General features: G+C 70.3%; 12 protein-coding genes and 1 pseudogene. All 13 read left to right on the top strand.

The window, feature by feature from the left end; translation table 11 throughout:
• Window positions 1-30 precede the first annotated feature (30 nt).
• The 13 genes and pseudogenes from prpC to AB3X07_RS16845 all read left to right on the top strand — a co-directional run bounded on the left by prpC (window position 31) and on the right by AB3X07_RS16845 (window position 20,788).
• Complete coding sequence (gene prpC, locus AB3X07_RS16905) at window positions 31-1,197, top strand: bifunctional 2-methylcitrate synthase/citrate synthase (RefSeq protein ID WP_369939840.1); 1,167 nt, start codon at window positions 31-33, stop codon at window positions 1,195-1,197.
• 453 nt (window positions 1,198-1,650) lie between these two features.
• Window positions 1,651-4,266 (top strand): Fe/S-dependent 2-methylisocitrate dehydratase AcnD, encoded by a 2,616-nt coding sequence (gene acnD, locus AB3X07_RS16900; RefSeq protein WP_369939839.1) that lies wholly within the window; start codon window positions 1,651-1,653, stop codon window positions 4,264-4,266.
• A 93-nt stretch (window positions 4,267-4,359) separates the two neighbouring features.
• Window positions 4,360-4,602, top strand: coding sequence for a type II toxin-antitoxin system ParD family antitoxin (locus AB3X07_RS16895; RefSeq protein WP_369944793.1), 243 nt, complete (start codon window positions 4,360-4,362; stop codon window positions 4,600-4,602).
• Entirely contained in the window at window positions 4,599-4,916 is a 318-nt protein-coding gene (locus AB3X07_RS16890) for a type II toxin-antitoxin system RelE/ParE family toxin (RefSeq protein ID WP_369939838.1), read from the top strand. The genes AB3X07_RS16895 and AB3X07_RS16890 overlap by 4 nt, the downstream gene beginning before the upstream one ends.
• 141 nt (window positions 4,917-5,057) lie before the next feature.
• Entirely contained in the window at window positions 5,058-5,519 is a 462-nt protein-coding gene (locus AB3X07_RS16885) for an SRPBCC family protein (protein WP_369939837.1), read from the top strand.
• Window positions 5,520-5,553: 34 nt separating this feature from the next.
• A complete protein-coding gene (gene prpF, locus AB3X07_RS16880) occupies window positions 5,554-6,747 on the top strand; it encodes a 2-methylaconitate cis-trans isomerase PrpF (RefSeq protein ID WP_369939836.1) in 1,194 nt (397 codons plus the stop codon).
• A gap of 380 nt (window positions 6,748-7,127) precedes the next feature.
• Window positions 7,128-9,347 carry a TonB-dependent receptor gene (locus AB3X07_RS16875; protein ID WP_369939834.1) on the top strand — a complete coding sequence of 740 codons (2,220 nt, stop codon included), beginning with the start codon at window positions 7,128-7,130 and terminating at the stop codon, window positions 9,345-9,347.
• A 73-nt stretch (window positions 9,348-9,420) separates the two neighbouring features.
• On the top strand, window positions 9,421-10,440 hold the full coding sequence (locus AB3X07_RS16870) for a nucleoside hydrolase (protein WP_369939833.1): 1,020 nt from the start codon (window positions 9,421-9,423) through the stop codon (window positions 10,438-10,440).
• Between the two features lie 577 nt (window positions 10,441-11,017).
• Complete coding sequence (locus AB3X07_RS16865) at window positions 11,018-15,955, top strand: alpha-2-macroglobulin family protein (RefSeq protein ID WP_369939832.1); 4,938 nt, start codon at window positions 11,018-11,020, stop codon at window positions 15,953-15,955.
• Window positions 15,956-16,626: 671 nt separating this feature from the next.
• Complete coding sequence (locus AB3X07_RS16860; RefSeq protein ID WP_369939831.1) at window positions 16,627-17,790, top strand: MFS transporter; 1,164 nt, start codon at window positions 16,627-16,629, stop codon at window positions 17,788-17,790.
• 23 nt (window positions 17,791-17,813) lie between these two features.
• Window positions 17,814-18,468, top strand: a pseudogene (locus AB3X07_RS16855) (HAD family hydrolase).
• The gene (locus AB3X07_RS16850) at window positions 18,465-19,259 is read left to right on the top strand and encodes a DeoR/GlpR family DNA-binding transcription regulator (protein WP_369939830.1); all 795 of its coding nucleotides are present in this window, start codon (window positions 18,465-18,467) and stop codon (window positions 19,257-19,259) included. The pseudogene AB3X07_RS16855 and the gene AB3X07_RS16850 overlap by 4 nt, the downstream one beginning before the upstream one ends.
• A 350-nt stretch (window positions 19,260-19,609) precedes the next feature.
• Window positions 19,610-20,788: an efflux RND transporter periplasmic adaptor subunit gene (locus tag AB3X07_RS16845; RefSeq protein WP_369939829.1), complete on the top strand. Its 1,179-nt coding sequence runs from the start codon at window positions 19,610-19,612 to the stop codon at window positions 20,786-20,788.
• Window positions 20,789-20,795: the final 7 nt, after the last annotated feature.

Below are 20,795 nucleotides of genomic sequence, written 5' to 3'. Positions count from 1 at the left end.
CACGACCGCGAAATACCCGGAGATCTTGCAATGAACGACACGACCGCCACGCAGACCGCCCCCGCCTTCAAGCCGAAGAAATCGGTGGCCCTGTCCGGCACCGCCGCCGGCAACACCGCGCTGTGCACGGTGGGCCGCAGCGGCAACGACCTGCACTACCGCGGCTACGACATCCTGGACCTGGCGCGCAGCAGCCAGTTTGAGGAGATCGCCTACCTGCTGGTGCACGGCAAGCTGCCCAGCAACAGCGAGCTGCGCGGCTACAAGGCCAAGCTGCGCTCGCTGCGCGGGGTGCCGGCCGCGGTCAAGGCGGCGCTGGAGCAGTTGCCGCCGTCGGCGCATCCGATGGACGTGATGCGCACCGGCGTGTCGGTGCTGGGCTGCGTGCAGCCGGAGAAGGACGACCACAACCATCCCGGCGCGCGCGACATCGCCGACAAGCTGATGGCTTCGCTGGGGTCGATGCTGCTGTACTGGTACCACTACAGCCACAACGGCAAGCGCATCGAGGTGGAGACCGACGACGATTCGATCGGCGGCCATTTCCTGCACCTGCTGCACGGCTTCAAGCCGCACGCCGAATGGGTGCAGGCGATGCACACCAGCCTGATCCTGTACGCCGAGCACGAGTTCAATGCCTCCACCTTCGCCTGCCGGGTCATCGCCGGCACCGGCAGCGACATGTACAGCGCCATCGCCGGCGGCATCGGCGCGCTGCGCGGGCCCAAGCACGGCGGCGCCAACGAGGTCGCCTTCGAGGTGCAGAAGCGCTACGACACGCCGGACGAGGCGGAAGCGGACATCCGCGCGCGGGTCGAGCGCAAGGAAGTGATCATCGGCTTCGGCCACCCGGTGTACACGGTGTCGGACCCGCGCAACCAGGTGATCAAGGACGTGGCGCGCGAGCTGTCCGACGCGCAGGGCAGCCGCAAGATGTACGACATCGCCGAGCGCCTGGAGTCGGTGATGTGGGAGATCAAGAAGATGTTCCCGAACCTGGATTGGTTCAGCGCGGTCAGCTATCACATGATGGGCGTGCCGACGGCGATGTTCACCCCGCTGTTCGTGATCGCGCGCACCGCCGGCTGGAGCGCGCACATCATCGAGCAGCGCATCGACGGCAAGATCATCCGCCCCAGCGCGAACTACACCGGGCCGGAGGATCAGGCCTTCGTGCCGATCGACCGGCGCAGCTGAGCTCCCCTCTCCCATCGGGAGAGGGGCCGGGGGTGAGGGTACGGGCGCAGCCTAGTGCTGTTTGGTTGCACCAGGCTGCGCGCGTACCCTCATCCGCCCTCATGTGGGAATTCATTAGCACGAGGCTTCGCCCGTACCCTCATCCGCCCCTTCGGGGCACCTTCTCCCGATGGGAGAAGGGAACAGCCAATAGCCCCTCTCCCATCGGGAGAGGGGTTGGGGTGAGGGTCCGGCGCGAAGCGACTCACGGAGTTTGGATGTGCGAGGCTTCGCTCGTACCCCTCAACCGCCCTCATGAGGAATTTCGTTGCACCAGGCTTCGCCGTCCCCTCATCCGCCTCATGAGGGATCTGATTTTTACTAGGCTTCGCCCGTACCCTCATCCGCCCCTTCGCGGCACCTTCTCCCGATGGGAGAAGGGTCTTGTCTTCGTTTTTTCTACCGTAGCCAGCCATGAACAGCCACTACCGTAAATCCCTGCCGGGCACCTCGCTGGACTACTTCGATGCGCGCGCCGCGGTCGACGCGATCCGTCCGGGCGCCTATGCCACGCTGCCCTACACCTCGCGGGTGTTTGCCGAGAATCTGGTGCGGCGCTGCGATCCGGCGACGCTGCAGGCCTCGTTGACGCAACTGATCGAGCGCCGCCGCGACCTGGATTTCCCCTGGTTCCCGGCGCGCGTGGTGTGCCACGACATCCTCGGCCAGACCGCGCTGGTGGACCTGGCCGGGTTGCGCGATGCGATCGCCGACATGGGCGGCGATCCGGCCAAGGTCAATCCGGTGGTGCCGGTGCAACTGATCGTCGATCACTCGCTGGCGGTGGAGTGCGGCGGCGCCGATCCGCAGGCGTTCGCCAAGAACCGCGCCATCGAGGACCGCCGCAACGAGGACCGCTTCCACTTCATCGACTGGACCAAGCAGGCGTTCCAGAACGTGGACGTGATCCCGCCGGGCAACGGCATCATGCATCAGATCAATCTGGAGAAGATGTCGCCGGTGATCTACGTCCAGGACGGCGTCGCCTTCCCCGATACCTGCGTGGGCACCGACAGCCACACCCCGCACGTCGACGCGCTGGGCGTGATCGCCATCGGCGTGGGCGGGCTGGAGGCGGAGAACGTGATGCTCGGCCGCGCCTCGTGGATGCGCCTGCCGGACATCGTCGGCGTGGAGCTGAGCGGCAGTCCGCAGCCGGGCATCACTGCCACCGACGTGGTGCTGGCGCTGACCGAGTTCCTGCGCAAGGAGCGCGTGGTCGGCGCCTATCTGGAATTCTTCGGCGCCGGCGCCGCCGCGCTCACCATCGGCGACCGCGCCACCATTTCCAACATGTGCCCCGAGTACGGCGCCACCGCGGCGATGTTCTACATCGACCGGCAGACCATCGACTACCTGCGCCTGACCGGGCGCGAGGACGCGCAGGTCGCGCTGGTGGAGCAGTACGCGCGCACCACCGGGCTGTGGGCCGATGCGCTGGCCGGCGCGCAGTATGAGCGCGTGCTGCGCTTCGACCTGTCCAGCGTGGTGCGCAACATGGCCGGCCCCAGCAATCCGCACAAGCGCGTGGCCACCGCCGAACTGGCCGCGCGCGGCATCGCCGACGCGGCCAAGCTGGAGGCCGGCAAGGACCAGCAGGCGCAGGGCCTGATGCCCGATGGCGCGGTGATCATCGCCGCCATCACCAGCTGCACCAACACCTCCAACCCGCGCAACGTCATCGCCGCCGGCCTGCTGGCGCGCAACGCGATCGCGCGCGGGCTGCAGCGCAAGCCGTGGGTCAAGACCTCGCTGGCGCCCGGCTCCAAGGCGGTGCAGTTGTACCTGGAGGAAGCCGGCCTGCTGCCGAACCTGGAGGCGCTGGGCTTCGGCATCGTCGCCTTCGCCTGCACCACCTGCAACGGCATGAGCGGCGCGCTGGAGCCGGCGATCCAGCAGGAGATCATCGACCGCGATCTGTACGCCACCGCGGTGCTATCGGGCAACCGCAACTTCGACGGACGCATCCATCCCTACGCCAAGCAGGCGTTTCTGGCCTCGCCGCCGCTGGTGATCGCCTACGCCATCGCCGGCACCGTGCGCTTCGACATCGAGAAAGACGTGCTGGGCGTGGACGCCGCCGGCGTCGAGGTGCGGCTGAAGGACATCTGGCCCAGCGACGCCGAGATCGATGCGGTGGTGCAGGCGGCGGTGAAACCGGAGCAGTTCCGCCGCGTCTACGGCCCGATGTTCAACGTGCGCGTGGAGCATGCCGCGGCGGTCAGCCCGCTGTACGCGTGGCGCCCGCACAGCACCTACATCCGCCGCCCACCGTACTGGGAAGGCGCGCTGGCCGGCGAACGCACGCTGCGCGGCATGCGCGCGCTGGCGGTGCTCGGCGACAACATCACCACCGACCACCTGTCCCCGTCCAACGCGATCCTGGCCGACAGCGCCGCCGGCGAATACCTGGCGCGGATGGGCGTGCCGGAAGAGGATTTCAATTCCTACGCCACCCATCGCGGCGACCACCTCACCGCGCAGCGCGCCACCTTCGCCAACCCCAAGCTGCTCAACGAGATGGTGCGCAACGCCGACGGCAGCGTGCGGCAGGGCTCGCTGGCGCGGGTAGAGCCGGACGGGCAGGTGCTGCGCATGTGGGAGGCGATCGAGACCTACATGGCGCGCAAGCAGCCGCTGATCATCGTCGCCGGCGCCGATTACGGGCAGGGCTCCTCGCGCGACTGGGCCGCCAAGGGCGTGCGCCTGGCCGGGGTGGAGGCGATCGTGGCCGAAGGCTTCGAGCGCATCCACCGCACCAACCTGATCGGCATGGGCGTGCTGCCGCTGGAGTTCCAGCCCGGCACCACCCGCCTGACCCTGGGCATCGACGGCAGCGAGACCTTCGATGTGGTCGGCGCGCGGACCCCGGGCGCGACGTTGGCCCTGTCCATCGTCCGCGCCGACGGTACCCGCGTGGAAGTGCCGGTGATCTGTCGCCTGGACACCGCCGAGGAACTGGCGATCTACGAGGCCGGCGGCGTGCTGCAGCGCTTTGCGCAGGATTTTCTGGAGGCGTCCGCTACCTGAGGTCTCCGGCGTTCTTCGCAAGAAAAGTCGGCTCAGCTTGCACCTACCGGCTTGACGATGCAGACTTTGGCAATCTTTGCCATTGGAGCGCTTGTGGCCACCATGAATATCTCTCTGCCCGACGAGCTCAAGCAATTCGTCGACCAGCAGGTTGCCGAACATGCCTATGGATCCAGCAGCGAATACCTGCGCGAGTTGATCCGCAAACAGCGCGACTCGGAAAGGCTCCGCGGCTTGCTGCTGGACGGGGCGAATTCTGGGCCGGCCGTGGCGATGGAGCCCGATTTCTTCGACACGATGCGCAAGCGCGCTCGGGATCGGGTTGCCGGCAAGTGAAGCCGGCGCGCTGGCGGCCCCTGGCGCGGCGCGATGCCGAGGAGGCAGCGGCCTGGTATGGCGAACAAGGCGGCCCGACACTGGAACTGGCGTTCGTCGATGCGCTCGAAGCGGCAATCAAGACGATCGCGCGGCATCCAGGTATCGGCTCCACGCGCCATGCCGTTCTGTTGAAACTGTCGCACCTGCGATTCTGGCCGCTCGAAGGTTTCCCGTCTCTGATCTTCTATGTCGAACGCGAGACGCATGTCGAACTCTGGCGCCTTCTGCATGCGCAGCGGGACATCCCAGCATGGATGGCGGAAGGTGCATGAACCCTCGAAGAAGGCGCGCTGCTGTGTTCTGCAGCGCTCCGTGCAGGAATTTCGTGGAACTGTCGAAAATGAACTGTCCCATGCGTCGGTGTCGTGAGCGCGTGCCATCCTGCGCGCGCCAGCCACCGAGGAGGAAATCCCATGGGCAATGACAATCCCGGCACCGTCCACCTGCACCGCGTCCTGCGCGCGCCGGCCGAGCGCGTCTACCGCGCCTTCCTGGAGCCGGCGGCGCTGGCCAAATGGCTGCCGCCGCATGGCTACACCGCCACCGTGCATGCGCTGGACGCGCGCGTCGGCGGCAGCTACCGGATGTCCTTCACCAACCTGGGCAGCGGCGCCAGCCAGTCCTTCGGCGGCACCTATCTGGAGCTGGTGCCGGGCGCGCTGATCCGCCACACCGACCGCTTCGACAACCCGGACCTGCCCGGCGAGATGATCGTGACGGTGAAGCTGCGCGCGGTGGCCTGCGGCACCGAACTGGACATCGTCCAGGACGGCATTCCGGCCCAGATCCCGGTGGAATTCTGCTACCTCGGCTGGCAGGAGTCGCTGGCCCTGCTGGCGCACCTGGTCGAAGCCGAAATCCCCGATCACCCCTGAGTCCCTCCACCGTCCGCGTCCACCGGAAACTGCCATGTCCCACCGTCCCCAGCTCCGTATTCCCGCCACCTACATGCGCGGCGGCACGTCCAAGGGCGTGTTCTTCCGCCTGCAGGACCTGCCCGTCGCCGCGCAGGCGCCCGGCGCCGCGCGCGATGCGCTGCTGCTGCGGGTGATCGGCAGTCCCGATCCCTACGCCAAGCAGATCGACGGCATGGGCGGGGCGACCTCCAGCACCAGCAAGACGGTGATCGTGGCGCCGAGCACGCGCCCCGACCACGACGTGGACTACCTGTTCGGGCAGGTCGCGATCGACCGCGCGTTCGTGGACTGGAGCGGTAACTGCGGCAACCTGTCGGCGGCGGTGGGGCCGTTCGCGATCGCCGCCGGCCTGGTCGATGCCGCGCGCGTTCCGCACGACGGCGTGGCGACGGTGCGGATCTGGCAGGCCAACATCGGCAAGACCATCCTTGCGCAGGTGCCGATGACCGCCGGCGCGGTGCAGGAGACCGGCGATTTTGAACTGGACGGAGTGACGTTCCCGGCGGCCGAGATCCAGCTCGACTTCCTCGACCCGGCGGCCGACGAAGACGGCGCGGACGGGGCGATGTTCCCCACCGGCAACCTGGTCGACACGCTCGACGTGCCGGGCATCGGCCGCTTCGAGGCGACCCTGATCAACGCCGGCATCCCGACCATTTTCCTCCAGGCGCAGGCGCTGGGCTACGACGGCACCGAACTGCAGGACGCGATCAACGGCGACGCGCAGGCGCTGGCCCGGTTCGAGGCCATCCGCGCGCACGGCGCGCTGCGCATGGGCCTGATCGCCGCGCTGGAGCAGGCGGCCACGCGCCAGCACACGCCCAAGGTCGCCTTCGTCGCGCCGCCGGCCGACTACGTCGCCTCCAGCGGCAAGACGGTGGCGGCCGCTGACATCGACCTGCTGGTGCGGGCGATGTCGATGGGCAAGCTGCACCACGCGATGATGGGCACCGCGGCGGTGGCGATCGGCACCGCCGCGGCGATCCCCGGCACCCTGGTGAACCGCGCGGCCGGCGGCGGTGAGCGCCAGGCGGTGCGCTTCGGGCACCCGTCCGGCACCTTGCGGGTCGGGGCGCAGGCGCAGCAGGTGGACGGGCAATGGACCGTCACCAAGGCGAGCATGAGCCGCAGTGCGCGGGTGCTGATGGAGGGCTGGGTGCGGGTGCCGGAGACCGCGGCCGGCTGAGCGCGCCGGCCGCGCCGTGGGCGCGCCCGCGGGCGGGCGTGCGCGGTTGGCGGATCAGCTGCAGTCCGCGTTGCGCGAGGGGTAGGCCGTGTTGAGCAGCCACGTGCCGGCATCGGAGGCTCTCCAAGGCGGCACGGGGATGCGCACCCCTTCAGACGCACGAGCGGCCCGCCCGCGAAGCGGCGCCGCCAGCCGGCCGGCGCCTTCTGGGGTGGTGCGACCGCGGGCCCGGCGCGCATGTGCCGTCGATTCCGGACCGGGCGGCCGGGCGCGAGGCGGATGACGCGCGGCATACACACGATGTGTAATTTGTGTTAATTATGTTGCGGCGCGACAACGCCCGTCGACGCGCTTTCCGCCCATCTCACTCCGGAGTCCCGATGTCCGCCAGTTGGTCGCTGCGCGCCAGTGCGCTTGCCGTTGCCGTCGTTTCCGCGCTTTCGTTCCCCGCCGTCGCCCAACAGGCCGACAGTGCCGACGGGATCGCCCGTCTGGACACGATCAAGGTCACCGCCGAACGCCGCGCGGAAGACTCCAAGGACGTGCCGGTGTCGGCCAGCGTGTTGCGCCCGGAGTACTTGGACGCGATCGCCACCAGCGGCTCGGACGTGCGCGTGCTGGCCGGCAAGGCGCCCAGCCTGAATGTCGAATCCTCCAATGGCCGCGTGTTCCCGCGCTTCTACATCCGCGGCTACGGCAACACCGACTTCAACACCTACGCCTCGCAGCCGGTGTCGCTGATCTATGACGACGTGGTCGCCGAGAACGCGTTCCTGAAGGGCTTCCCGATCTTCGACCTGGAAGGCCTGGAAGTGCTGCGCGGCCCGCAGGGCACGCTGTTCGGCCGCAACACCCCCGCCGGCGTGGTCAAGTTCAACTCGGTCAAGCCCAGCATCGGCGCCAACGACGGCTACGCCAGCCTGTCCTACGGCACCTACGGCACCATGACCATGGAAACCGGCCTGAGCGTGGCGATGGGCGACAAGTGGGCCGCGCGCATCTCGGCGCTGGGCCAGCGTCGCGACGACTGGGTCGACAACACCATCGACGACCGCTCGTTCGAGGGCTACACCGACTCGGCGGTGCGGGTGCAGTTGCTGTTCCAGCCGGGCGAGGACTTCAGCGCGCTGTTCAACGCGCACGCGCGCCACCTCGACGGCACCGCGCGGCTGTTCCGCGCCAACATCTTCCAGCCGGGCACCAACCAGCTGGTCGCCGGCTTCGACCCGGACAAGGTGTCCATCGACGGCAAGAACACCCAGGAACTGCAGACCTACGGCGGCAGCGCCAACCTGAGCTGGGACCTGGGCGACATCGTGCTGCACTCGATCACCGGCTACGAGGGCATCGGCAAGTACTACAGCCGCGGCGACATCGACGGCGGCTACGGCGCGGTGTTCGCGCCGCCGTCCGGCCCGGGCCTGATCGCGTTCCCGGTGGAGACCGCCGGCGGCATCAAGAACCTGGACCAGTACTCGCAGGAGCTGCGCGCCGAGTCGCAGTACAGCGGCCCGATCAACTGGCAGGCCGGCCTGTACTACTTCCACGATTCGGTGGAAGGCGAGAACTACACCTACGACACCCTGGGCGGCGGCAGCCTCAGCAGCTACCAGCTGACCCGCCAGCGCAACACCTCGTGGGCGGCGTTCGGCTCGCTGAACTACGCGGCCACCGAGCGCCTGAACCTGCGCGCCGGCATCCGCTACACCTACGACAAGAAGACCTTCGACGTGCTGGCGCTGGACCGCGTCACCTTGCAGGAGCCGTCCACCGGCAGCACCGACAATTCCAAGGTCACCGGCGACCTCAGCGCCACCTACACGATCAACGACGACGTCAACGTCTATGCGCGCGCCGCGCGCGGCTTCCGCGGCGCCAGCTTCGGCGTGCCGTCGGCGACCGCGCCGCTGACCGTGGCCGCGCCGGAGACCGTGGACTCCTACGAGATCGGCATCAAGTCGGACCTGTTCGACAAGCGCGCGCGCCTGAGCTTCGACATCTACGACTTCCGGGTGAAGAACCAGCAGCTGACCGCGGTCGGCGGCGCCTCCAACGACGTGCGCCTGCTCAACGCCGACACCTCCAAGGCGCGCGGCGCCGAGTTCGACTTCGAGGCGCTGCTGACCCAGAACCTGCGCTTCACCCTCGGCGGCGCCTACAACTGGACCCGCATCGAGGATCCGACCCTGTCGGTGGGCGTGTGCCGCACCTGCACCGTGACCGATCCGGTCAACGCCTCCGGCCGCGCGCTGATCGACGGCAACGTGCTGCCGCAGGCGGCCAAGTGGATGGGTAACGCGACCCTGCGCTACGGCATCCCGGTCGGCGACGACGCCGAGTTCTTCTTCTTCACCGACTGGTCCTACCGCAGCGAGATCAACTTCTTCCTGTACGACTCGCGCGAGTTCGTCGGCCAGCCGCTGCTCGAGGGCGGCGCCAAGATCGGCTACAACTGGGGCGCCGGCGCGTACGAGGTCTCGGTGTTCTGCCGCAACTGCACCAACCAGATCCGCGCCACCGGTGCGATCGATTTCAACAACCTCACCGGCTTCATCAACGACCCGCGCATCGTCGGCGCGCAGTTCCGCGCCAACTTCTGAGCGGCGCCCGCGCACCGCGATGCACAGCGACCGCCGGCTATCATGCCGGCGGTTTCTTTTCGAGGAGGCGCGCATGCGCAATCTGACAGCCTGGGCGGCGCTGGCGCTGCTGGTGGTGGCGCCGGTGGTCGCGGCGGCCGCGGCGCCTTCCGCGGCCGCCGCACCGGCGCAGGACGGGCCGGTATCCGCCACGCCGACGCAGAAGGTGGTGGTGTCCACCGACGTCGGCGACGACATCGACGATGCGTTCGCGCTGGCGCTGCTGCTGCGCAGTCCGGAACTGCAGGTGCTGGGCATCGCCTCGGCCTGGGGCGACACCGGGCTGCGCGCGCAACTGTTGCAGCGGCTGTTGCAGCAGGCCGGCCGCAGCGACATTCCGCTGGCGATCGGGCAACGTACCGACAGCAAGATTCCCTTCAGCCAGGCGCGCTGGGCGGCGAAGGGCGTGCTGCCGCGCAAGGCCGCGGACGCGGCCGATTTCATCCTGGCGCAGGCGCGGCGCCATCCCGGCCAGGTCACCCTGCTGGTGTTGGGTCCGATGACCGATGCGGCGCGCGCGTTGCAGCGCGACCCGGCCGGCTTCGCTCAGCTCAGGCAGGTGGTGCTGATGGGCGGCTCGGTGCGCGCCGGCTACGGCAAGTCGCGCTACCGGGCGCCGAGTCCGCCGGCGGCCGAATACAACATCGCCGCCGACATCGGTGCCGCGCAACGCGTGTTCGCCGCCGGCGTGCCGATCGTGCTGCTGCCGCTGGACGCGACCCAGGTGACGCTGGAGGAACCGGAGCGGGTGGCGCTGTTCGCCCACGGCGACCCGCTGACCGACGCGTTGGCGCAGCTCTACTACCAATGGCGCGACACCGACCAGCCCTGGGCCAGCGCCAGCCCGACCCTGTTCGACGTGGTGCCGGTGGCGCAGTTGCTCGATCCGCGTCTGTGCCCGACCGTGCCGCTGCGCATCGTGGTGGACGACAAGGGCTACACCCGTGAGGCGCCGGCGGCGGATGCAGCGGGCGCTGCAGCCAACGCGCAGGTCTGCCTGGCCTTGGACCGGCCGCGGCTGATCGCGCTGTACATGCAGCGGCTGTTGCGGTGAGGTCGGTGTGCGTGTGCCGCAGGGGTGTCTTTGGCCCGCGCAGGTTTGAAGCGTTCCGCTTCTGAAGCCGCGCCCACAGGAGAGCGGGTGGTGTGGGGCGTGCCCATGGCGCTTTGGGGCTTCTGGTCCGGCAGGTGTTTGGCGGTTGAGGTCTTTGGCTTCGCTCGTCGCGGCTGAAGCCGCTCCTACAGGGGGTGTGGTGCGGCTGTTGTAGGAGGGGCTTCAGCCCCGACACGATCCTTGGGGGCGCGGTTTCCGCGCGCGCACGGCGGCTGGAGCCCGCCGTGGCGCTTGCGCAAGAAGCGACGGCGGTGCGCCTCGGCTGGTGGGCAGGTTGTGGGAGGGACGTCAGTCCCGACGGCGACCTGGCCGGCGAACCGGGAACTCGCCTGCCGCGCGCACGGCACCCTCCGCCGGCGCGATGAAGGGCGCCGGCCGATGCCGCGAACGCCACCGCCGCCCGGCCCGCATCCTGTGCACCGGCCCCGGCGCGATCGCCACGTGCGCAATCCGCACGCCGAGCCTCCCGCCACCGCGCCGGCGTTCTATACTCGCGCCACTTTCACGGAGCGAACGTATGCACACGGATTCGAAGCGGCAGTGGCGCCTCCTGCGCGCGGGGCTGTTGAGCACCTTCCTGCTGCTGGGCCTGGCCCTGGCGCTGGGCGGCTGCAAACGCAACGAATCCGGGCAGTTGCCCGACGCCAGCGGCGAACCGGTCAAGGGCCAGAAGGAAGCGATGAAGGGCTTCGGCCTGGTGCGCGCCTATCCCGACCAGAAGAGCGACGGCCTGTCGCTGGCGCTGGAGTTCTCGCGCCCGCTGGTCGGGACCCAGGACTTCGACAAGCTGGTGCGCTTCGAGGAGAAGGTCGGCACCGACGACAGCGCCTGGTCGCTGTCCGACGACGGCAAGACCCTGCGCTATCCCTACGTGGAGGCGGCCAAGGACTACACCGTGCTGATCTCCGCCGACCTGCTGGCCGCCGACGGCAGTCGCCTGGGCAAGCCGCTCAAGCAGAAGGTCTACACCGGCGAGCTGGAGCCGGCGGTCGGCTTCGCCTCGCAGGGCAGCGTGCTGCCGGCGCGCGAGAGCCGCGGCCTGCCGGTGGTCTCGCTCAACGTGCCGGAAGTGGACGTGGAGTTCATGCGGGTCAAGGAAGGCTCGCTGCCGGCGTTCTTCGCCCAGTACCAGCGCGGCGGCCGCCGCGGCAGCTGGGAAATGGACAGCGACTACAGCGACCACACCCCGATCTCGCAGCTGGCCGACTCGGTCTACGTCAATCGCTTCGTGCTCGGCGGCGACAAGAACGAGCGTGCGTTGACCTACCTGCCGATCCAGGAGATCAAGGAACTGCAGGAGCCGGGCCTGTATTTCGCGGTGATGAAGCGCCCGGGCAAGTTCGAGAACGAATACGACACCGCCTTCTTCACCGTCAGCGACATCGGCCTGCACGCGCGCGCCTACAAGGACAAGCTGTTCGTGCACACCGCCTCGCTGCAGAGCGGCGAGCCGCTGAAGAAGGTGGAACTGCGCATCCTCGACGCCAAGGGCGAGCTGTTCCTGAAGGGCGAGACCGACGCCAACGGCAATGCGCTGCTGAACTACACGCTCGACGCCGGCCAGGTGCTGGTGGCGCGCAGCGGCACCGACCTGTCGATGCTGCCGTTCAACCAGCCGGCGCTGGACCTGAGCGAGTTCGCCGTGGCCGGGCGCGAGAACGCCTGGTTCGACGTGTTCGCCTGGTCCGGCCGCGACCTGTACCGCCCCGGCGAGACCGTACGGGTGTCGGCGCTGCTGCGCGACAACGACGGCAAGCCGGTGCCGACCACCGGCAAGGGCGCGCAGCCGGTGTTCCTGCGGCTGAAGCAGCCCGACGGCAAGATCTTCCGCGAGACCCGCCTGCAGCCGGGCGAGCAGGGCTATTTCAGCTTCGAGCAACTCATTCCCGCCGATGCGCCGACCGGGCGTTGGCAGGTGGAGTTCCGCACCGATCCGTCCAGCAAGGAAGCGGTGCAGGGCATGACCCTGCGCATCGAGGAATTCCTGCCCGAGCGGATGAAGCTGGACCTGGACAGCGCGCAGAAGACGCTCAAGCCGGGCGAGCCGTTCAAGCTGCAGGCCACCGCCGCCTACCTGTACGGCGCGCCGGCCGACGGCAACCGCTTCACCGCCAAGCTGGCGGTGGCGGTCGAGCAGCATCCGGTGGAGGCGCTGCCGGGCTACTTCTTCGGCGACCCGACGCTGCAACTGCCGCGCGAAGCCAAGGACGTGATCGACACCGAGTTCGGCGCCGACGGCAAGATCGCCGAGGACATCGCGCTGCCCGATGAGGCCAAGCCGACCAGCACCATCGCCGCGCTGGTCTCGGCCAGCGTGTACGAGACCGGCGGGCGCACCGTCACCCGCACGCTCAAGCGCGTGCTGTGGCCGGCGCCGGCGCTGGTCGGCGTGCGCCCGCTGTTCGACGACAAGGACGGTGCCGACGCCAACGCCAACGCGCGCTTCGAACTGATGCGGGTGGATGCGCAGGGCAAGCCGCAGCCGGCCAAGGGCCTGAAGGTGACCCTGGTGCGCGAGCTGCGCGACTACCACTGGGCATTCACCGACAACCGCTGGGACTACGACTTCACCCGCCGCTTCGAGAACAAGCAGACGCTCACGCTCGATGCCGGCAGCGCCGCGGCCAAGTTCGACTTCCCGGTGGAGTGGGGCGAGTACCGGGTGGACGTGTTCGACCCGGCCACCGGCCTGACCACGCGCTACCCGTTCCACGCCGGCTGGAGCTGGAACGACGAGAACCGCGGCCTGGACGCGCGTCCGGACAAGGTCAAGCTGGCGCTGGACAAGACCGGCTACAAGGCCGGCGACACGCTCAAGGTCACCCTGACCCCGCCGCATGCCGGTCCCGGCGTGCTGATGGTCGAAAGCGACCGCATGCTGTACGTGCAGGACATCGACGTGAAGCCGGGCAGCAGCTTCGAGATCCCGGTGACCAAGGACTGGGAGCGCCATGATGTCTACGTCACCGCGCTGGTGTTCCGCGGCGGTTCGGCGCCGAGCAAGATCACCCCGGCGCGCGCGGTCGGCGTGGCCTTCGTGCCGATGGAGCGCAAGACCCGGCGCGTGGCGGTGGGCCTGGTCGCGCCCAAGCAGATGCGCCCGGAGCAGCCGCTGCCGGTGACGGTCAGCGTGCCCGAGTTGGCCGGCAAGCAGGCGCACGTGACCATCTCCGCGGTGGACGTGGGCATCCTCAACATCACCCGCTTCCCGGTGCCCGACGCCAACGCGCAGTTCTTCGCGCAGCGGCGCCTGGGCGTGGATGCCTACGACATCTACGGCCGCGTGATCGAGAGCTTCGAGGGCGGCACCGGCAAGCTGCGCTTCGGCGGCGACATGGCGCTGGCGGCGTTGCCGCAGGCCAAGCGCCCGACCGCGCGGGTGCAGACGGTGGACCTGTTCTCCGGTTCGGTGAAGCTCGACGCCAAGGGCAACGCGCGGGTGCAACTGCCGGTGCCGGACTTCAACGGCACCCTGCGCGTGTCGGCGCTGGTGTATTCCGACGACCGCTACGGCAACCGCGACGTGGAGACGCTGGTGCGCGCGCCGATCGTGGCCGAGGCCAGCATGCCGCGGGTGATGGCGCCGGGCGACCGCAGCACCGTGACCCTGGACGTGCAGAACTTCACCGGGCAGCCGGGCGAGTTCAAGGTGCAGGTGGACGGCGAAGGCCCGCTGGCGATCGCCGAGAACGCGCGTAGCGCCAAGCTCGGCAAGGACGCCAAGGCCACGCTGAGCTTCCCGTTGGTGGCGCAGGAGGGCTACACCGTGGCCAAGGTGCGGGTGCGGGTGAACGGCAACGGCTTCAGCGTCGACCGCCGCTACGACCTGCCGGTGCGCGCGGCGTGGCCGTCGGTGCTGCGCGCGCAGACCCGCGTGCTGGATCCGCTGGCGCCGGTGACGCTGGGCATGGCCGACGCCGAGGGGCTGATGGCCGGTTCGGTCAACGCGCGCATGCTGGTCAGCGCCTTGCCGCCGATCCCGTTCGCCAGCGCGCTGCAGGGTGCACTGCAGTATCCGTACGGCTGCGCCGAGCAGACCACCAGCAAGGGCTACGCCGCGCTGCTGCTCGACGACGCCACCGCCAAGCTGCTCGGCGTCAAGGGGCTGGACGCGGCGACCCGCCGCGAGCGCATGGAAGGCGCGTTCGGGCGGCTGGCCTCGATGCAGATCTCCAGCGGCCACTTCTCGATGTGGGGCGACGATGGCTACGTCAATCCGGGCCTGACCCCGTACATCGCCGAGTTCCTGCTCGACGCCAAGGACGCCGGCTTCGCGGTGCCCGACAACGTGCTGCAGAAGGCGCTCAACCGGCTCAGCGAGGACCTGCTGTCCGGCGGCAACAACTTCTACGGCCAGGACCGCCGCGAGAACCTGAAGTTCGCCAACCAGGCCTGGTCCGGCTACGTGCTGGCGCGGGTCAACCGCGCGCCGCTGGGCACGCTGCGCGCGCTGTACGACAACGACCGCGGCAAGGCGCTGACCGGCCTGTCGCTGGTGCACCTGGGCGTGGCGCTGTCGCTGCAGGGCGACAAGAAGCGCGGCGAGGCGGCGATCGCCGCCGGTTTCGCCAAGGACAACGCCGACCGGCCGCGCTACTTCGGCGACTACGGCAGCGTGGTCCGCGACGATGCGCTGATGATCGCGCTGCTGCACGAGCGCGGCCTGGCCAAGCCGGAGTACGACGCGCGCGTGGTTGCGCTGGGCCGCGAGATCGACGCGCGCCGCCGCGGCGGCTGGCTGTGGCTGAGCACCCAGGAGCAGGTGGCGCTGGCGCGGATGGGCAAGGCGTTGCTGGCCAACCAGAGCAAGCTGGTGTCCGGACAGTTGAACGTCGGCGACAGCAGCGAGGCGATCGCCCCGGCCAAGGCGTTCGGCCGCCAGTTCGGCGAGGCCGAGCTGGCGCGCGGGGTGAGCTTCGTGCCGCAGGGCGAGGCGCCGTTGTACGCCAGCCTGGAAATCGCCGGCGTGCCGCGCACCGCGCCGGGCGTGGACGACAGCACGCTGAAGGTGGAGCGCGAGTTGTACACCACCGACGGCGAGCCGTGGACGCCGCGGCCGTTGAAGGAGGGCGAGGCGCTGATCGTGCGCGTCACCATCACCTCCGACACCAGCATGCCCGACGCGTTGCTCACCGACCTGTTGCCGGCCGGCCTGGAGATCGAGAACTTCAACCTGGGCGACGCCAAGCAGTGGGCCGACGTGGTGGTGGACGGCATCGAGATCAGCGACCGTTCCAGCGCCGCCGACGTCAAGCACGAGGAGTTCCGCGACGACCGCTACGTGGCCGCGCTGAGCCTGTCGGCGGGCAGCAAGGCGCAGGTGTTCTACCTGGTGCGCGCGGTGACCCCGGGCACCTACACGGTGCCGCCGCCGCTGGTCGAGGACATGTACCGTCCCGACCTGCGCGGGGTGGGGCGCAGCAACCCGGGCACGATCAACGTCGTGCAGCCCTGACCGGCGCAGCCGGGCGCCCCGCGGGCGACCCGGCTGCACGCGGGCACGATGGACGCAGTGACGCGATAGGGCCCTGGTGGCCCTATCGTCGTTTTGGGCGGTCGCTCGGTCCCGCCGGCTGGCGCGGGCGGCGTCGCAGCCTGCGCACTGCGTTGCGTGTACAGGCGACGGGCGTGTGCCGTCGGTGCCGATGCTGGGGCCTGTGTGCGGTCGCGCGTCAGCAGAACGCGCCGAAGGCGCACACCGATACGGGCAGCGAATGCCCGATCGTGCGATCGGCTGGCGGGTCCGGAGCGCCTGCGACGGCGGCTGCGCGGTGTCCATGGGGGAGGTGGCATCTGCACGCGTTCCCTCAGCGCGGTCGTATCCGCCACGCGCCGCCTGGCGTTGCACGGCACTGGCGTTGTCGGCTGTGCTGGAGATCAAGCGTCCACCAATCGCGCAGCGCGCGTATGGCGTGCCGATAAGCCGGCAAATCTGGTCGAAAAGGCGCTTCGGGCTCGCGCTGGGGCCGCGACGTTGCCTGGAGGGCAGCGTTGCCTGCGCAACTGCCTCCGATCCGACGGTCACGGCACGGGGCGGGGCGATCAGCACCCATCCCGGTGCACGTTTAATCTTGTTCTTGCGTGTTTATGCATGTTTTGGCTAGCATGAGCGCCCAGGAGGTTTCCATGCACGCCCCATCCGCGACCGCCGCCCCCGCCGGCCCGCCGCCACGTCCAACCGGGATCCTCGCCACCCGCGCCATGTTCCTGTTGTCGGGCACGGCGATGGCCGCATGGGCGCCGATGGTGCCGTACATCAAGACACGTTTCGGTCTGGACGACGCGCGCCTGGGCCTGGTGCTGCTGGCGTTCGGCGCCGGCTCGGTGGTGGCGATGCCGCTGGGCGGGCTGCTGTGCCATCGCTTCGGCAGCCGCGCGGTGATCGTGACCAGCGCGCTGGCGCTGAGCCTGGCCCTGCCGGCGGTGGCGCTGGCGCCGAGCGTGGCGCTGCTGGTCGCGGCGCTGCTGTACTTCAGCGCCGCGCTGGGCGCGCTCGACGTGTCGATGAATGCGCATGCGGTGGAAGCGGAAAAGCGCGCCGGCCGCGCGGTGATGTCCGGGTTCCACGGCCTGTTCAGCGTCGGCGGCCTGCTCGGCGCGGCCGGCATGAGCGCGTTGCTCGGCAGCGGCGTGCCGCTGCTGGTGTGCACGCTGCTGGTGTCGGCCTGGCTGCTGGCGCTGTTGCTGTGGCAGCGCGGCGGATTGCTGCGGCAGGCGTCGCCGGCCGCCGAGGCAGTGCCGTTGCGGCTGCCGCGCGGCCCGGTGCTGGTGCTGGGCGCGCTGTGCTTCATCTGCCTGCTGGCCGAGGGCGCGATGCTCGACTGGAGCGCGGTGCTGCTGCGCGACCACCACGGCCTGACGCCCAGCGCGGCGGGCATGGGCTATGCCGTGTTCTCGGTGGCGATGGCGCTGGGCCGGCTCAGCGGCGACCGCGTGGTGGCGCGGCTGGGCGCGGCGCGCACGGTCGGCCTGGGCGCGGTGCTGGCCGCCGCCGGCCTGGTGCTGGCCAGTGTCGGCACCTCCGCCGTCGGCGGCCTGCTCGGCTGCGTGCTGGTGGGCCTGGGCGCATCCAACCTGGTGCCGGTGCTGTTCGGTGCCGCCGGGCGCATGCCGGGCACCTCGCCGGCGGTGGCGCTGGCGACGCTGACCACGCTGGGCTATACCGGCCTGCTCGCCGGCCCGGCGTTGATCGGTTTGCTGGCCCACGCCAGCAGCCTGCCGGCGGCGCTGTGGGTGGTGGCGGCGCTGTTGCTGCTGGTGGCCGCCGGCGCGCGCCTGGTGCGGCGTTGAACCCCTCGTTGCCGGAGCCTGCCATGCCGTCGTCCGCTTCCCCGTCCGCGCCGCGCATCGACACCGTCGTGTTCGATCTCGGCGGCGTGTTGATCGACTGGAATCCGCGCCACCTCTATCGCCACCTGTTCGACGACGCGGCGGCGATGGAGACCTTCCTGCGCGAGGTCTGCAGCCCGCAGTGGAACGAACGCCAGGACGCCGGACGGCCGTGGCGGGAGGCGGTGGCCGAACTCAGCGCGCTGCATCCGGCGCAGGCACCGCTGATCGCCGCCTACCATGCACGCTGGCCGGAGATGCTGGGCGGCGCCATCGACGAGACGGTCGCGGTGCTGGAGGAACTGCGTGGGCAGGGCCTGCGGCTGTACGCCTTGACCAACTGGTCGCACGAGACCTTTCCGGTGGCGCGCGCGCTACCCGTTCCTGCAGTGGTTCGATGGCGTGCTGGTCTCCGGCGAGGAGCGGCTGGTGAAGCCGGACCCGGCGATCTTCGCGCTGCTGTGCGCGCGCTACGCGATCGTGCCGGGGCAGGCGGTGTTCGTCGACGACGCGCCGCGCAACGTGCGCGCCGCCGCGGACATCGGCATGCACGCGCTGCAGTTCCGTGACGCGCCCGCCTTGCGCCGCGACCTGGCGGCGCTGGGCCTGCCGTTGCGCGACGCCGGGCAGACGCGATGAGCGGCGCGCCCGACGCGCTGCCGCAGGAGCGCCAGCAGGCGATCCTGCAGCGCCTGCGCGAACACGGCCGGGTGGTGGCGGCGGACCTGGCCGCACGCTTCGGCGTGTCCGAGGATTCGATCCGCCGCGACCTGCGCGAGCTCGCCGCGCAGGGCCTGTGCCGGCGCGTGTACGGCGGCGCGCTGTTGCCCACGCCCGCCGTGGCGCCGTTGCCGCAGCGTCACGGCGAGCATGCCGAGCGCAAGCGCGCGCTGGCGTTGGCCGCCGTCGCCCTGCTGCAGCCCGGGCAGCGCCTGCTGATCGACGCCGGTTCCACCAACAGCGCCGTCGCCGCCGCGCTGCCGGCCGGGCGCGGGCTGAGCGTGATCACCAATGCGCCGGACATCGCGCAGGCGCTGCTGCAGCGCGGCGGCTTCGAACTCCTGCTGATCGGCGGCCGCGTCGACCCGCGCATCGGCGCGGCGGTCGGCGCGCAGGCGCTGCAGCAACTGCGCCAGTTGCGCGCCGACGTGTGCTTCCCCGGCGCCTGCGCGATCGATCCGGAGCGCGGCCTGTGGGGCGTGGACGGCGAGGAGAGCCTGTTCAAGCGCGCGATGGTCGAGGCCAGCGCCGAGACCGTGGCCGTGGTCACCACCGACAAGCTCGGCACGCTGGCCGCGCACCAGGTGGTGGGCGTGGACGCGATCGACCGCCTGGTGGTCGAGCACGATGCGCCGTCCGGCCTGCTCGACGCCTTCGCCGCGCGGACGGTGCAGGTGCACCGCGCCGCTGCCGTCGAGGCGCTCGGCTAAGTCAGCGCGTCGCGCGGCGGGCACGGCATCGGGCGCGCGCTGCCGATGCGCGGCGCGCGCCGATCGGCCATCGCCATGCCCGCCTGCGGGGTGGACCCGATCGGTGCAGGGAGACCTTCCGCAACACCGCGGCACGCGCCTGAGCGCGACCGCATCGTCCGCAACCGGTCTGCGATGTCCGGAAACGGACAGAGCGGCTTTGCGCGGAAATCCGAAATGCATTGAATTCATTGGTATTTCAACGCCGCTTCGGTTGGCACGCGGCCTGCTCCTGTCATGGCATGGATATCGCCAAGCCTTCCGCCCGCTCTCGCCGTCGCCGTCTCCTCATCGCGTCCGTCGCCAGCGCCGTGGCGCTGCTGGGCGTGCTGGCCGTGTTCGGCCTGGGCAAGGCGGCGCCGCGCGTGGCGCGCAGCGAGCTGTGGATCGATGCGGCCACGCGCGGCGAGATGCGCCGCGAGATCCGCGCCAACGGCGTGCTGGTGCCGCGACAGATCCGCTGGATCACTGCCGGCGCCGCCGCCACCGTGCAGCAGCAACTGGTCGAGGCCGGTGCGCGGGTGGAGGCCGACACGCCGATCCTGCAACTGGCCAATCCCGAACTCGACGCCGCCCTGGACCGCGCCCGCGCCGCGCTCGCCGCCGCCGACGCCGACCTGGCCGCGCTGCGCGCGGCGTTGGCTGCGCAATTGCTGGACCAGCGCGCGCTGCAGGCGCAGGCCGAATCCGATCTGCAACTGGCGCAGATCAAGGCGCAGGCCTACAAGCGCGGCCACGATGGCGGCGCGATCTCGGCGATCGATCTGACCCAGAGCCAGATCGTCGAAGCCCAGCAGCGCGGCCGCGCCGGCATCGAAACCCAGCGCGTGGCCGCGTTCCGGCAGAACATGGCCGCGCAGGTGCGCGCCGCGCAGGCGCGGCGCGCGCAGGCCGCCAGCGCGCTGGCGATCGCCGCGCAACAGGCCGCGTCGATGCAGGTGCGCGCCGGCAGCGCCGGCATCCTGCAGCAGGTGGACGTGGAGCCCGGCCAGCGCGTGGAGGCCGGCGCCAAGCTGGCCCGCGTCGCGCGCCCGGACGACCTGCTGGCGCGGCTGCAGGTGCCCGAGGTGCTGGCCAAGGACGTGATCGACGGCCTGCCGGTGGCGGTGGACATCCACAACGGCGTGGTGCGCGGGCAGGTGGCGCGGATCGACCCGGCGGTACGCAGTGGCAGCGTGGTGGTGGACGCGCGGCTGGCGCCGCCGCTGCCGGCCGGCGCGCGCCCGGACCTGTCGGTGGACGGACGCATCGTGCTCGGCACCCTGCGCGACGTGATCAGCATCCCGCGCCCGGCGCTGGCGGTGCCCAACGGCCCCGGCGACCTGTTCGTGCTGCGCGACGGTGGCGACCGCGCGCAGCGCATCCGCGTGCGCTTCGGCGCCGCCTCCAGCGACCGCATCGAAGTGCGCGCCGGCCTGCGTGCCGGCGAGCAGGTGGTGCTGTCGGACACCAGCCAATGGAACGCCTACGACACCCTGCGCTTACGCTAGCGCCACC

Origin of the sequence: Xanthomonas sp. DAR 35659 (assembly GCF_041242975.1) — a bacterium.
In the GTDB taxonomy this organism is placed as follows: domain Bacteria; phylum Pseudomonadota; class Gammaproteobacteria; order Xanthomonadales; family Xanthomonadaceae; genus Xanthomonas_A; species Xanthomonas_A medicagonis.
This window is presented reverse-complemented; position numbering and strand designations above follow the sequence as displayed.